11 protein-coding genes and 1 pseudogene are annotated in these 14213 nt (G+C 71.4%); 6 read left to right on the top strand and 6 right to left on the bottom strand.

Annotation, left to right across the window (positions count from 1 at the left end; all coding sequences use genetic code 11):
* Positions 1-77: 77 nt before the first annotated feature.
* Genes OG599_RS17335 through pdhA form a run of 3 tightly spaced genes read right to left on the bottom strand, consistent with a single transcriptional unit; the run spans position 78 to position 3705 of the window.
* Complete coding sequence (locus OG599_RS17335) at positions 78-1553, bottom strand: dihydrolipoamide acetyltransferase family protein (protein WP_327176869.1); 1476 nt, start codon at positions 1551-1553, stop codon at positions 78-80.
* A gap of 17 nt (positions 1554-1570) precedes the next feature.
* Positions 1571-2551 carry an alpha-ketoacid dehydrogenase subunit beta gene (locus tag OG599_RS17330; protein ID WP_327176868.1) on the bottom strand — a complete coding sequence of 327 codons (981 nt, stop codon included), beginning with the start codon at positions 2549-2551 and terminating at the stop codon, positions 1571-1573.
* A gap of 2 nt (positions 2552-2553) precedes the next feature.
* A complete protein-coding gene (gene pdhA, locus OG599_RS17325; RefSeq protein ID WP_327176867.1) occupies positions 2554-3705 on the bottom strand; it encodes a pyruvate dehydrogenase (acetyl-transferring) E1 component subunit alpha in 1152 nt (383 codons plus the stop codon).
* Positions 3706-4053: 348 nt separating this feature from the next.
* Between pdhA and OG599_RS17320 the strand changes: the two genes are divergently transcribed.
* The 3 genes from OG599_RS17320 to OG599_RS17310 all read left to right on the top strand — a co-directional run bounded on the left by OG599_RS17320 (position 4054) and on the right by OG599_RS17310 (position 6361).
* Positions 4054-4716 carry a response regulator transcription factor gene (locus tag OG599_RS17320; protein WP_327176866.1) on the top strand — a complete coding sequence of 221 codons (663 nt, stop codon included), beginning with the start codon at positions 4054-4056 and terminating at the stop codon, positions 4714-4716.
* Positions 4717-4852: 136 nt separating this feature from the next.
* The gene (locus OG599_RS17315; protein WP_327176865.1) at positions 4853-5278 is read left to right on the top strand and encodes a pyridoxamine 5'-phosphate oxidase family protein; all 426 of its coding nucleotides are present in this window, start codon (positions 4853-4855) and stop codon (positions 5276-5278) included.
* A 66-nt stretch (positions 5279-5344) separates the two neighbouring features.
* Positions 5345-6361 carry a phosphotransferase gene (locus OG599_RS17310; RefSeq protein ID WP_327180073.1) on the top strand — a complete coding sequence of 339 codons (1017 nt, stop codon included), beginning with the start codon at positions 5345-5347 and terminating at the stop codon, positions 6359-6361.
* Positions 6362-6445: 84 nt separating this feature from the next.
* Here the strand turns inward: OG599_RS17310 and OG599_RS17305 are convergent, their stop codons facing one another.
* Positions 6446-8065: a protein kinase domain-containing protein gene (locus OG599_RS17305; protein ID WP_327176864.1), complete on the bottom strand. Its 1620-nt coding sequence runs from the start codon at positions 8063-8065 to the stop codon at positions 6446-6448.
* Positions 8066-8477: 412 nt separating this feature from the next.
* Between OG599_RS17305 and OG599_RS17300 the strand changes: the two genes are divergently transcribed.
* The 3 genes from OG599_RS17300 (at position 8478) to OG599_RS17290 (ending at position 11975) form a co-directional block, all read left to right on the top strand.
* Complete coding sequence (locus OG599_RS17300; RefSeq protein ID WP_327176863.1) at positions 8478-10148, top strand: protein kinase domain-containing protein; 1671 nt, start codon at positions 8478-8480, stop codon at positions 10146-10148.
* A 318-nt stretch (positions 10149-10466) separates the two neighbouring features.
* Entirely contained in the window at positions 10467-11210 is a 744-nt protein-coding gene (locus tag OG599_RS17295) for a hypothetical protein (protein WP_327176862.1), read from the top strand.
* 219 nt (positions 11211-11429) lie between these two features.
* Positions 11430-11975, top strand: a complete 546-nt coding sequence (locus OG599_RS17290) for a bacterial proteasome activator family protein (RefSeq protein WP_327176861.1) — start codon at positions 11430-11432, stop codon at positions 11973-11975.
* Positions 11976-12238: 263 nt separating this feature from the next.
* Here OG599_RS17290 and OG599_RS17285 read toward each other — a convergent pair whose 3' ends face one another.
* Positions 12239-13234, bottom strand: a complete 996-nt coding sequence (locus OG599_RS17285) for an NAD(P)H-quinone oxidoreductase (protein ID WP_327176860.1) — start codon at positions 13232-13234, stop codon at positions 12239-12241.
* Between the two features lie 57 nt (positions 13235-13291).
* Positions 13292-13999 (bottom strand): annotated as a pseudogene (locus OG599_RS17280) (potassium channel family protein); the annotation flags it as partial.
* Between the last annotated feature and the right edge of the window lie 214 nt (positions 14000-14213).

The following is a 14213-nucleotide window of genomic DNA, read 5'->3' as shown; positions in this document are numbered from 1 at the left end:
GGAAACGGAAAGTGGGCCCGCACGCTGCTGCGCGCGGGCCCACCCCGTAAAGCGTCCAGGCCGTCAGGCCCAGGTGATCACGCCCAGGTGATCAGGCGCTTCGGCTGCTCCAGGATCGCGGCGACGTCCGCCAGGAACCTCGAACCCAGTTCGCCGTCGATCAGGCGGTGGTCGAACGACAGCGCCAGCGTCATGACCTGACGGGGCTTGACCTTGCCCTTGTGGACCCACGGCTGGAGCTTGATCGAGCCGATCGCGAGGATCGCGGACTCGCCCGGGTTGAGGATGGGCGTGCCGGTGTCGACGCCGAAGACACCCACGTTGGTGATGGTGAGCGTGCCGCCCGCCATCGCCGCCGGGGAGGTCTTGCCCTCGCGGGCCGTGGTAACCAACTCGCCGAGTGCACCGGCGAGTTCGGGCAGGGTCTTGTCCTGCGCGTCCTTGATGTTCGGCACGATCAGTCCGCGCGGGGTGGCGGCGGCGATGCCCAGGTTCACGTAGTGCTTCTGGACGATCTCCTGGTTCGCCTCGTCCCAGGCTGCGTTGACGCCCGGGTTCCGCTTCACCGCGACGAGCAGGGCCTTCGCGATGAGGAGCAGCGGGTTGACCCGGACCCCGGCGAGGTCCTTGTCCTCCTTCAGCTCCGCGACGAGCTTCATCGTGCGGGTGATGTCGACCGTGACGAACTCGGTGACGTGCGGCGCGGTGAAGGCGCTGGTGACCATCGCCTGCGCGATGGCCTTCCGTACCCCCTTGATCGGGATACGCGTCTCCCGCGCACCCGGCACCGGGGCCACCGGCTGCGGCGCCGATGCCGGAGCGGTGTCGTACGGCGCGTTCTCGTCGAGCTCCTCCCCCACGGCGGCCTGGACGGCGGCCGTACCGTTGACGGGCGCGGGGGCCGAGGCGGTGACCGCGGGGGCCGGAGCGGCGGCGGCGTGCACGTCGTCGCGGGTGATGACCCCGTCCGGGCCGGTCGGGGTGACCGCCGCCAGGTCGATGCCGAGGTCCTTCGCGAGCTTGCGGACCGGCGGCTTGGCGAGCGGACGGCTCTTCGCCACCGTCTGCGCGGCACCGGCACCCTGGCCGTTCAGCTCGCCCTGGACCGCCTGGACCGCGGCAGCGGGGGGCTGCTCGGCGCCCTTGCGGGGGCGGCGCTTGGTGGAGCTCTCGGAGACCCCGTAACCGACCAGGACGGACTGGCGGCCCTTGGGCGCCTCCTCCGGGGCGGCGGCGTCGGGCTCCGCCGGTGCGGAGACCGGAGCAGCCTGTACGGGGACGTCGGCGGGCGAACCGGGCGCCACGTCCACCGCGATGATCACCTGGCCCACGTCGACCGTGGTGCCCTCGGGGAAGCGCAGCTCGTGCACCACCCCGTCGAACGGGATCGGCAGCTCCACGGCGGCCTTCGCGGTCTCGACCTCGCAGACGACCTGGCCGTCGGTGACGGTGTCGCCGGGCTGGACGAACCACTTGAGGATCTCCGCCTCGGTGAGTCCCTCGCCCACGTCGGGCATCTTGAACTCTCGGAAACGGACCGATGTGTCGGTCATCGTCACGACCCCTCTCCTCAGTACGCCAGCGAGCGGTCGACGGCGTCGAGCACCCGGTCGAGACCCGGCAGGTACTCGTCCTCCAGCCGGGCCGGCGGGTACGGCACGTGGTAGCCGCCGACACGCAGGACCGGTGCTTCGAGATGGTAGAAGCTGCGCTCGGTGATCCGGGCGGCGATCTCCGCGCCGGAGCCGTAGAAGACCGGGGCCTCGTGCACGACGACCAGCCGGCCGGTCTTCTCGGCCGAGGCCTGGATGGCGTCGAAGTCGATCGGGGACATCGACCGCAGGTCCAGGACCTCGACCGACTTGCCCTCCTCCTCGGCCGCCGCGGCGGCCTCCAGGCAGACCTTCACCATCGGGCCGTACGCGACGAGCGTGAGGTCGCTGCCCTCGCGGACCGTGACGGCGCGGTGCAGCGGGACCGGAATGGCCTCGGTGTCGACCTCGCCCTTGTCCCAGTAACGCCGCTTCGGCTCGAAGAAGATGATCGGATCGTCGCTCTGGAGAGCCTGCTGCATCATCCAGTACGCGTCGTGCGCGTTCGACGGGGAGACGACCTTCAGACCGGAGACGTGCGCGAACAGCGCCTCGGGCGACTCGCTGTGGTGCTCGACCGCGCCGATGCCGCCGCCGTAGGGGATACGGATGACGACGGGCAGCTTGATCTTGCCGAGCGAACGGGCGCGCATCTTCGCGAGCTGCGTGACGATCTGGTCGTACGCGGGGAACACGAAGCCGTCGAACTGGATCTCGACGACGGGGCGGTAGCCGCGCAGGGCCAGACCGATCGCCGTGCCGACGATGCCGGACTCGGCGAGCGGGGTGTCGATCACCCGTCCCTCGCCGAAGTCCTTCTGGAGCCCGTCGGTGATCCGGAAGACGCCGCCGAGCTTGCCGACGTCCTCACCCATGATCAGGACCTTGGGGTCGGTGTCGAGGGCATGGCGCAGCGACTCGTTGAGCGCCTTCGCGATGGACATCTTTTCCGCGGCCATGGTCAGTTCCCCTCCTCGACGAACGATGCCTGGTAGGCGATGAACTCGGCCCGCTCCTCGTCGACGAGCGAGGAGCCGTCGGCGTAGACGTGGTCGAACATCGCCATGGAACCGGGGTCCGGCATGGCGCGGACGGCCTCACGCACGCCCTTGCCGAGCGCCTCGCTCTCCGCCTCCAGGGCGGTGAAGAAGGCCTCGTCCGCGAACTTCTGCTTCTCCATGTACGTGCGCAGCCGCAGGATCGGGTCCTTCGCCTCCCACGCGGCGCGCTCCTCGTCGGCCCGGTACTTCGTCGGGTCGTCGGAGGTGGTGTGCGCGCCCATGCGGTAGGTGAACGCCTCCACGAGGGTGGGGCCCTCGCCGGTGCGGGCCCGCTCCAGCGAAGCCCTGGTCACCGCGAGGCAGGCGAGCACGTCGTTGCCGTCGACCCGGACGCCGGGGAAGCCGTAGCCCTGGGCGCGCTGGTAGAGCGGCACCCGGGTCTGGCGCGCGGTGGGCTCGGAGATCGCCCACTGGTTGTTCTGGCAGAAGAACACGACGGGGGCGTTGTAGACCGCGGCGTAGGTGAACGCCTCGGCCACGTCGCCCTGGCTGGTGGCACCGTCACCGAAGTACGCGACCACGGCGGAGTCGCCGCCGTCCTTGGCGACACCCATGGCATAGCCGGTGGCGTGCAGCGTCTGCGAGCCGATGACCAGCGTGTACAGGTGGAAGTTGTTGGTGGCCGGGTCCCAGCCGCCGTGGTTCACACCGCGGAACAGGCCGAGCAGGTTCGTCGGGTCCACGCCCCGGCACCAGGCGACGCCGTGCTCGCGGTAGGTGGGGAAGACGTAGTCGTCGTCGCGCAGCGCCCGGCCGGAGCCGATCTGCGCGGCCTCCTGGCCCAGCAGCGAGGCCCACAGGCCCAGCTCGCCCTGGCGCTGCAGAGCGGTCGCCTCGGAGTCGAATCGACGGGTCAGCACCATGTCCCGGTACAGCCCGCGCAGCTCCTCGGGGGAGATGTCGATGCTGTAGTCCGGGTGCTCCACCCGCTCGCCCTCGGGCGTCAGGAGCTGTACGAGCTGAGGCTCGGAACTCTGCGGTGCCTTCGCGGCGCTGGTGCGCCTGCTGCTACTGCGTCGCGGCTTACGCGCGGCAGTGCTCTCCACGGTCACGTGCGTGCTCCTCCGTCGGTCCGGACCCCGGGGTCTGCCGGGATACCAGTGCGGCTCGCCTGTGTCCGGACCCGTGCACGGGGTGGGTGCCGCTCGGCCGGGAACAGGCGTGACAGGTGCCCCGGCGAGCGCCCTGTCAGAGGCACGTTACCCAGTGGGCCGCATATACGCGAAACCCTCTCTGACCTGCGATTTTGCTTGGATTTCCAAGTAAATCGCGAAAAACCCGAACTCTCGCTGGTCACAGCACTGGTAACAGCCTCGCAGGCGGCCGGAACAACGGCACGTTATCCCGGGGGACCGGCGCAGGGAAGGGCGGAGCGGAGTGGAGTGTGTGAGACTGCAAATGTGTCCGAAGATGGAAAAATCACCGTATTTCTACTCGACGACCACGAGGTAGTACGTCGGGGCGTCCACGACCTGCTCGCGGTGGAGGACGACATCGAGGTCGTCGGCGAGGCCGGGACCGCCGCCGACGCCCTGGTCCGCATCCCCGCCACCCGCCCGGACGTGGCCGTGCTCGACGTGCGCCTGCCGGACGGCAGCGGGGTGGAGGTGTGCCGGGACATCCGCTCCCAGAACGAGAACATCAAGTGCCTGATGCTGACCTCGTACGCCGACGACGAGGCCCTCTTCGACGCGATCATGGCCGGTGCATCGGGGTACGTGCTCAAGGCGATCCGCGGCAACGAGCTGCTGAGCGCGGTACGCGACGTGGCGGCCGGCAAGTCGCTGCTGGACCCGGCGGCCACCGCCCGCGTGCTGGCCCGGCTCCGCGACGGCAAGGACAGCAAGGGCGACGACAAGCTCGCCAACCTCACCGAGCAGGAGCGCAAGATCCTCGACCTGATCGGCGAGGGACTCACCAACCGGGTCATCGGCGAGCGCCTGCACCTCGCGGAGAAGACGATCAAGAACTACGTCTCCAGCCTCCTGTCGAAGCTCGGCATGGAGCGCCGCTCGCAGGCCGCCGCGTACGTCGCCCGCATCCAGGCCGAGGGCGAGCGCTGAGAAGCGCGCCGAAGGCAGGCGGGCCGCTGAAGGGCCGGCATCGGGAGACCCGGTCGCGGACTGGGGACCTTGGACCCGGTGCGCCCGGGGCCCCGGACCCTTACGGACGGGCCGGGCCCCAACGGACAGTGGAGGAATGTCTCCAGAGGAATCGCGCGCCATCGAGTTGCTGAACCGGGTCCCGTACGGGCGGCTGGCGACCAGCAGGCGCGCGCTCCCGCTGCTGGCCCTCGCCCGCCACATCGTGCACGAGGGGCACCTCGTGCTGCGCATGCACGGCGGACTCGGCCACCACGAGGCCTGCGACGGCAGCGTCGTCGCCTACGGGGCCGACAACCTGAACACCGCCGCCCCGGGCGACCAGGACCTGTGGGCCGCGCAGGTCACCGGCACCGCCGAGCTGCTGGAACCCTCCCGCGCCCAGCGCGCCCGCTTCGGCACCCTGCCCGCCGAGGTCAACGGTGAGACCTTCGCTCCGGTCTACCTCCGGCTGCACCCGCAGTTCGTCTCACTGCACACTCTGGGCTGGATTTCAAGTCCGCATCCGGGGCACGTGGGGTGATCTACCATCTGGTAAGTGCCGCGCTCATATGTAACCCACCCTCCCCAGCCTCCGGTCGGCGAGGTCATGCGCCGCTATCCCGCGGTCGGTGAACCGCTCGCCTGCGAGCCGATCACCAAGGGACTGCTCAACCACGGATACCGCGTCTCCACCACGCGCGGCGCGTACTTCCTCAAGCACCACCTCGACAAGCAGCACCTGGACGACGCCACCGGCGAACGCTCCCTCATCGCCCGCCAGCACCGGGCCACCATGCGCCTCCAGTCGATCGGCGTCCCCGTCGCACCGCCGCTGGCCGACGCCGACGGCGAGACCGTCACCGTCATCGACGGCCACTGCTTCGCCCTGCACCCCTGGGTCGACGGCCGCCACCGCATCGGCGCCCAGCTGACCCCGGACCAGTCCCAGCGTCTCGGGGCGCTCCTCGGAGCCGTACACACCGGTCTCGAACAGGTCATGGGCCCCGGCAGTGGCACCCCGACCGCACGGCGCGGACACGGCAGCCCGGACCCGGCCGACACCTTCGCCCTCATCGACGAACTGCTCGACGCCGCACGCGGCGTGCGCCCCCGCGACACCCCGCTGGACGCCTTCGACGAGCTCGCCGTACACCGCCTCGTCGAACGCCGGGCCCTGCTGGAACGCCACGCCCACCGCCGCCCGCCCACCCCCGTGGGCCCGGCGCACGGCTGGGTGCACGGCGACTTCCACCCGCTGAACCTGCTCTACCGGGGCGCCGACCCCGTCGCGATCGTCGACTGGGACCGGCTCGGCGTCCAGCCCCGCGCCGAGGAGGCGGTCCGCGCCGCGGCGATCTTCTTCGTCCAGCCGGCCGGAAAACTGGAACTCGACAAGGTCAAGGCGTACGCCCGCGCCTACCGCGAGGCCGCCGGAGTCAGCTCGGCGGAACTCGCCGCCGCGGTGCACCGGGTCTGGTGGGAACGGCTCAACGACTTCTGGATACTGCACTGGCGCTATGCCCTGGGAGACCGAAGGGCCGACCCGCAGTTCCCTGCGGTGTCGGCCCTGGTGGTGTGGTGGACCCGGGAGTACGAGGCGGTGAACGAGGCGTTCACGGGGTGAGCGCCCCGCACGGGGTGGGCGGGGCGCTCAACAGGGGCATCAATTCCGGTCGTCGCGACCCCGGTTCCGGTCGTCGCGGCTCGGTCAGGGGATGAGCCCCTCCGCGCCCGCGGACTCGGCGGAGCCGGTGGGCTCGGCGGTGGTACCGGTGTCGCCCGTACCGCCCGCCTGGTCTCCGCCCGTACCGTCGTCCGTCGGGTCCGCGGTCGGCTCCGTGGACGTGTCGCCCGTGGGTTCCCCGGCTCCCCCGCCGTTCGACGTGGCGGGCGCCTCCGTCGTCTGGGTCGGCTTCGGGGTGTACGACGGCTGCGTGTCGGTCGGCGTCGGCGTCCAGGTCGGGTCCTGGGACCACTGCGACTGCCCGCCCGAGGAGTCCTCGGGCGCCTGCGACTCCTCGGTCGGCTCGTCGCTCGGCTCGGCCGAGGTCTCGTCCGGGGACGGCGAGCTCGACGTGGTCGGCTCCACCCGGCCCTTTCCGGGGTCGTCGCCGCCCCCCGCGTTGACCGCGATCGCGACCCCGATACCGATCGCGACCAGCGCCAGCACCGCGAAGAGCCACATCTTGCTCTTGCCACCGCCGTTGCCCTGGCCGCCGTTGTAACCGCCGTTGTTGTAGCCGCCGTAGCCGCCGTCGTCCGGGTTCATCGGGGGCAGGATCGGCCCCTGCGAGGTGTCCCCGTGCGCCCCGTAGCCGCCGGCCCCCATCACCTGGGTGGAACCGGCGAAACCCTGCGCCGGAGTGTGGCCGCCGTCGTACCCGAGGACCGGCCCGGTGTTCCACGTACCGGTGTGACCGCCCTGGACCTGGAGCATCTGCAGGCCGTACTGGACCAGCCCGCGCATCTCCTCCGCGCTCTGGAACCGGTCGTCCGGCTCCTTCGCCAGCGACCGCATCACCAGACCGTCCAGCTCCGGCGGCACCCCGTCCGAGACCTCGGACGGCGGGACCGGGATGTCCTGGACGTGCTGGTACACCACGGAGAGCGGCGTCTCACCGGTGAACGGGGGCCGCAGCGCCAGCAGTTCGTACAGCAGACAGCCGGTCGCGTACAGGTCGGAGCGGTGATCGACGGCCTTGCCGAGCGCCTGCTCCGGGGAGAGGTACTGCGGGGTGCCCATGACCATGCCGGTCTGCGTCATCGTCGACTGCGCGCCGTGCAGCGCGCGGGCGATGCCGAAGTCCATGACCTTGACGGCGCCGGAGTTCGTGATGATGACGTTCGCGGGCTTGATGTCCCGGTGCACGATGCCGTGCTGGTGCGAGTAGGCCAGCGCCTCCAGCACACCGGAGACGATGATCAGCGCCTGCTCGGGCGGCGGCGCCTCCGCGCTGATCAGCAGCTCGCGGATGGTGCGGCCCTCGACCAGCTCCATCACGATGTAGGGGACGGTCTGACCGCCCACGACGTCCTCGCCGGAGTCGTACACGGCGACGATCGCGTGGTGGTTCAGCCCGGCCACCGACTGCGCCTCACGGGTGAACCGCGCCTTGGACACCGGGTCCTCGGCGAGATCGGAGCGGAGCAGCTTCACCGCGACGGTACGTCCCAGACGCACGTCCTCGGCGGCGTAGACCTCCGCCATTCCGCCCCTGCCGAGGCGGTGGGTCATCCGGTAACGGCCGTCCCCGACGACGCCGCCGACGCCCCAGGAGTCGGTGCCATCCGAGACTCCGCCGCCGTTTGCTTCGGAATCGGGTGCCATCAGTCCTCGCCGTCGTATCTGTCCGCGCGTCCGCGGGTCCTCACGGTGCCTGGTTCCTGCAACAGCCGACTGGACGGCTGCATTGCCACGCCACGCTACAGCCTCCACCGCGCCCCTCGGTCCGGAGCGAAACCGGTCATCCGATCGGCGGGCGTGGCGCACGCGCACATTCCGGGCAGTTCCTGTAACGCTTCCGAGACGGTTCGTGTGGTCAGGGTCACGGAACCGGCACGTGGCTTGACGTGTCCCACCCCTCGGGCAGACTGAGCACGTAGTACGGATCTTCGCGGATTCCCGGGGCCCTGCGGCCTCTGTTCACCGAAGTTTCTGTTCACCGAAGCTTCGGAGCAATTTCCGCGATTCCCGCGACATCGGGGTGAGGCGCCAACGGCGCGCCGAGGGGGAGCACGTCATGAGCCAGGACGGTTCGCAGGGCCGCTATGCGGGCGGAGCCGTCGCCGGCGGCCGGTACCAGCTCCGCGATCTGCTCGGCGAAGGAGGCATGGCCTCCGTCTACCTCGCCTACGACGCGGCGCTCGACCGCCAGGTCGCCATCAAGACCCTCCACACCGAACTCGGACGCGAGCAGTCCTTCCGCGAACGGTTCCGCCGCGAGGCCCAGGCCGTCGCGAAGCTCCAGCACACCAACATCGTCTCCGTCTTCGACACCGGCGAGGACGAACTCGGCGGCGCCCTGATGCCGTACATCGTCATGGAGTACGTGGAGGGCCTGCCGCTCGGCTCGGTGCTGCGCCAGGACATCGCCACCCAGGGCGCGATGCCCGCGGACAAGGCCCTCAAGGTGACCGCCGACGTGCTGGCCGCCCTGGAGACCAGCCACGAGATGGGGCTCGTCCACCGCGACATCAAGCCCGGCAACGTCATGATCACCAAGCGTGGCGTCGTCAAGGTCATGGACTTCGGCATCGCCCGCGCCATGCAGTCCGGCGTCACCTCGATGACCCAGACCGGCATGGTCGTCGGCACGCCCCAGTACCTCTCGCCCGAGCAGGCACTCGGCCGCGGCGTGGACGCCCGCTCCGACCTCTACTCGGTCGGCATCATGCTCTTCCAGCTGCTCACCGGGCGTCTCCCCTTCGACGCCGAGTCGCCGCTCGCCATCGCCTACGCGCACGTGCAGGAGCAGCCGGCCGCCCCGTCCACGATCAACCGGGCGGTCACCCCCGCGGTGGACGCGCTCGTCGCCCGCGCGCTCCGGAAGAACCCGAACGAACGCTTCCCCAGCGCCGCCGCGATGCGCGACGAGATCTTCCGGGTGCTGAACGCCTCGGGCCAGGCCGCCGCCCCGGTAATCGTCGCCGGAGGTCCCACCAACAGCGGGTCCGGCGTCGGCGCGACGGTCTTCCCGCCGGTCGACCAGCAGGCCCCGCCCGGCCCGTACGGCGTCCAGACCCCGTACCCGGCACACCAGCAGCAGCCCGGCCCGTACGGCGCCCCGACCCCGGCGCCGAGCTACGGCTACCCGCAGGCCGCCCCTCCGGCGTACCAGCAGACCCCGCCGCCGTACGCGGTGGCGGCGACCTCCCCGACCGCCGGACAGGTGGGCGTCGGCGGCCCGGGCATGGGCGTCACGGGCGTCGGCGGTACGGGCGCCGGTGGCGGGAACGGCAAGTCCCGGCGGAACCCGGTGGTCATGGGCTCCGTCGCCGTGGCCGGCATCGTCGTCGTCGGCCTGATAGCGGCGACGCTCCTCCTCGGCGGAGGCGACGGCGAGGACCCGGCACCGGGGCCCACCGACGCCTCCGGCAGCAGCGCGCCGGCGGTCGCCGGGGAGCACAAGGCCCCCGAGCGCAACCGGACGATGGACACCGACGAATGCACGGAGCCGCCGACGGACGTCCGCGACGCCGACAAGGTCTCCGCGCCGGACTTCGTCTACAAGGACCTGCTCTCCGCGAAGGCCTGCGCCGACGCCGCCGGGTGGACCCTCAAGGTGATCGAGGAGCCCGGCAACACCTATGCCGAGGACCAGATCGTCAAGCAGTTCCCGACCGCCGGCACGGCCATCGACCCGGAGAACGCCCACATCGAGCTGAGCGTCTCCACGGGGGACCCTTCCTGAACCGGGCCCATCCTGAGCCCGGTCCTTCCTGAGCCCAGTCCTTGTCTTCCTGAGCCCAGTCCTTCCGGTGTCCTTTCGGCGTCCTTCCGGCCGGGCCGGGTCGGCCGTCCGTGCGTGGCCGGGGTCGGGCGTTCGTGCGTGGACCGGATCGCCCGTTCGTGCGGGGCCCGGATCGGCCGTTCGGGTGGCAGGTGGGTCCGCCGTCATCATGGCGGATGACATCCCTCCATCCGGGATGCCGGGAATGTGCGGGCGTGTGACGCTGATCCCATGGCTCCAGGTCCTCCTCCCCCGCGGTCTCCGTGGACGTCGAGGTCGGTGGTCTCCCTCCTGCTCGCCATGACCGCCGCGCTGGGCCCGACGGCCGGCGCAGCCGCCTCCCCGTCCCCTCGTACAGGCGTCGCGCCCCCGGGCTCCGCGCCCCCGGCAGCCGGATCCGCCTTCTCCCGCGCGCCCGGCACGCACCTCCCCCACGGGGCCCCTCCCTCGCCGGCCGCGTCGCCGTCGTCGTCGTTCTCCCCGGCCCCGGCCCCGGCTTCGGCCCCGGCCCCGGCCCCGGCCCCGGAGGAAGCCTCACCGTCCGCCCCGGGGGCCTCCGCCGCCGCCGTCCCGGCTCCGGCAGGGCGGGCCGCGCTCACGCTTCCGACCGCCACCCCGCCCGTCGCCCCGCCGCCCCTCACTCCGACCGGCCCGTCGCTCCTCACTCCGACCGGCTCGCCGCCCGTCACGCCGTTCGCCACGCCGTCCGAGGGTGAGAGACCGTTCGCCGGGCGGCCCGCGGGGGAGGGCAGGGTCCGCCCCGGACGGCCGCTGTCACCCCAGGAGCTCGCCGAGGCCATCGCCGCACTGGAAGACGAGGCCACCCCGGCCACCCCGTCCGCCTCCACCTCCACCTCCGCCGCGCCGTTCTTCCCGTCCTCGGAGCCCGCACCGGCGACTCGTCCGCACGCGCTGGGCACGCGCGCCACCGAGGGGCTCCGCCGGCTCTCCCTGGGCAGCGGAATCGCCCTGGTCGGCCTCGGACTGGCCTTCCTCGGCGCCCGTATGCGCCGCGCCGACTGACGGCACGGACGGTACGTACCGGGCGAACGGAATCCGCGTCCGGCCAGGTGTACTGAGATCTCGAAACGACTCGGGGGTCGTCTCGGGGGTCGTCTCGGGGGTCGTCTCGGGGGTCGTCTCGGGGGACCGATCACGCATTCAGATACGTAGGGGACGGTGGATCAAGCCCAAGAAGGGGCACCACCCTTCTGTACGGCGCATGTGCGAGACAATGGCGGCATGGAGATGCCGAGGAATGACCGGTCGCAGGAGCACCCCCAGGTCCTCGTAGTGGGACAGGACGGAATGGCTGTCGGCGGCGGTGCCAGTGGCGACGAGTCCCGCGAGGTCCCAGTGACGGAGATGGTCGAACAGCCCGCGAAGGTCATGCGCATCGGCAGCATGATCAAGCAGCTCCTTGAGGAGGTCAGAGCGGCACCTCTCGACGAGGCGAGCCGCGTCCGGCTCAAGGAGATCCACGCCAGCTCCGTGAAGGAGCTGGAGGACGGTCTCGCGCCCGAGCTGGTGGAGGAGCTGGAACGCCTCTCGCTGCCCTTCACGGAGGAGTCGGTCCCCTCGGAGGCCGAGCTGCGGATCGCGCAGGCCCAGCTGGTGGGCTGGCTGGAGGGCCTGTTCCACGGCATCCAGACCGCCCTGTTCGCCCAGCAGATGGCGGCCCGCGCCCAGCTGGAGCAGATGCGGCGCGCCCTGCCCCCCGGCTCCGGCGACGACGAGGGGTCGGGCGGAGACCCGCACGGGGCGATCCGCTCCGGCCCGTACCTGTAGACCAGACTTCACAGACCAGCGCGCGCTCGCGCGCAGAGCCCGGACCCGGAAGAGCCCGGTCCCGCACACGATCAGATGTGCGGGGCCGGGCTCTCGTCACGCCGGGCTCTCGTCACGCCGGGCTCTCGTCACGCCGGGCTCTCGTCACGCCGGGCTCTCGTCGCGCCGGGCTCTCGTCATGCGGTCCGGGGTTCGTTCCCGCGGTCAGGTCTCGCTCGCGCGGTCGGGCCCCCGGATCGTCCGGTCAGGCCTGGTTGGCGCGGTCAGGCCTGGTTCGCGGCGGGTGCCAGGAGCAGGACCTTGCCGATGTGGGTGCTGGACTCCATCACCCGGTGCCCCTCGGCGGCCTCGGCCATCGGCACCGTACGGTCCACGATCGGGCGGACCACTCCGGCCTCGATCAGCGGCCAGACGTGCTCACGCACCGCCGCGACGATCGCGGCCTTCTCGGCGAGCGGGCGGCCCCGGAGCGACGTCGCGGTGACGGCGGCCCGCTTGGTCAGCAGGGCGCCCAGGTTCAGTTCGGCCTTCGCGCCGCCCTGGAGACCGATGATGGCGAGCCGCCCGTTGGTGGCGAGCGCCTCGACGTTCTTCGCCAGGTACTTCGCGCCGACGATGTCCAGGATGACGTCCGCGCCCGCGCCGTCCGTCGCCTTGCGGATCTCCTCCACGAAGTCCTGCTCGCGGTAGTTGATCAGGATGTCCGCGCCGAGTTCCGCGCAGCTCGCCAGCTTCTCCGCGCTGCCCGCGGTCACCGCGACCCGGGCACCGACCGCCTTGGCCAGCTGGATCGCCATGGTCCCGATGCCGCTGGAACCGCCGTGCACCAGCAGGGTCTCGCCAGGGCGCAGGTGCGCCACCATGAAGACGTTGGACCAGACCGTCGACGTCACCTCGGGGAGCGCCGCCGCCGACACCACGTCGAGTCCCGCGGGCACCGGCAGCAGCTGCCCGGACGGCACCGCGACCTTCTCCGCGTACCCACCACCGGCGAGGAGCGCGCAGACCTCGTCGCCCACCGCCCAGCCGCTCACCCCGGGGCCCAGCGCGGTGATCCGCCCCGCGCATTCGAGACCCGGGTACGCGGGGGCGCCGGGCGGCGGGTCGTAGAAACCCTGGCGCTGCATGACATCGGCGCGGTTCACCGCGCTGGAGAGCACCTCCACGAGGACTTCGCCCTCGCCGGGTACGGGATCGGGCGCCTCGGTCCAGACGAGCGCCTCGGGGCCACCGGGTTCCGGGATCGTGATCGCATACATGGCCGCGAGGCTACTCCGTACCCCGCCGCTGCAGCCGCTGCGCCGCCGGAACACCACCTACAGCCGCTGCGGGCCCTGGGGCGGCCGGTTCGGGATCAGCGGCGAGGGCAGCGGGGAGGCGCGCACGACCACCACCACCCGGTCCGTCATCTGCAAGGGGCTCGCGGCGGGATCGTCGTAACTGAGCATCCGGTGTCCCCGCACCACGTTCACCACCAGGTCGTCGGTCTCCCGGACGCCCCGTCCCACCTCGCTCTTTATGACCGGCCGCTCGATGAGATCCAGGCCGCTGCCGTGCTGGATGAGGTCTTCCAGCACCGTGCCCGCGCTGGGGCTGAGCGCCGAGAGGCCCAGCAGGCGGCCGGCCGCGCTGGCGCTGGTGATGACGGCGTCCGCGCCGGACTGCCGGAGCAGCGGGGCGTTCTCCTCCTCGCGCACCGCGGCGACGATCTTCGCTCCCTGGTTCAGCTGCCGCGCCGTCAGCGCCACCAGGACGGCGGTGTCGTCGCGCTGGGTGGCGATGATGATCTGACGCGCCTTCTGGACCTCGGCCCGCAGGAGCACCTCACTGCGCGTGGCATCACCCTGCACCCCGGTGAACCCCTGGGCGTTGACCGCGTCGACCACCTTGCCGGACGGATCGACGATGACGATCCGGTCCTTCCGCTGGCCGGTCGCGCAGAGCGTCTGCACGGCCGAACGACCCTTCGTACCGAAACCGACGACCACACTGTGATCACGCACGTTGTTTCTCCAGCGATTCAGCGATTCAGGAACTCGGAAGTTCGGGCCCGGGTGTCCGGGCGCTCGGGTGTTCGGCGGGCTGCCCCGGCTGGCGGGCTGCGCGGTACGGCTCGGCTCTCAGGGTACGGAAGGACGAGGGACGGGACCGCCGTGCGGAAACCCTTACGCTTCTCTCCGCCGGTGACGGTGCACGGCTGGTGGAGACACGGCACGTGCGACGCACTTCGGCCACCGT

The sequence above is a fragment of the Streptomyces sp. NBC_01335 genome, assembly GCF_035953295.1.
In the GTDB taxonomy this organism is placed as follows: domain Bacteria; phylum Actinomycetota; class Actinomycetes; order Streptomycetales; family Streptomycetaceae; genus Streptomyces.
This window is presented reverse-complemented; position numbering and strand designations above follow the sequence as displayed.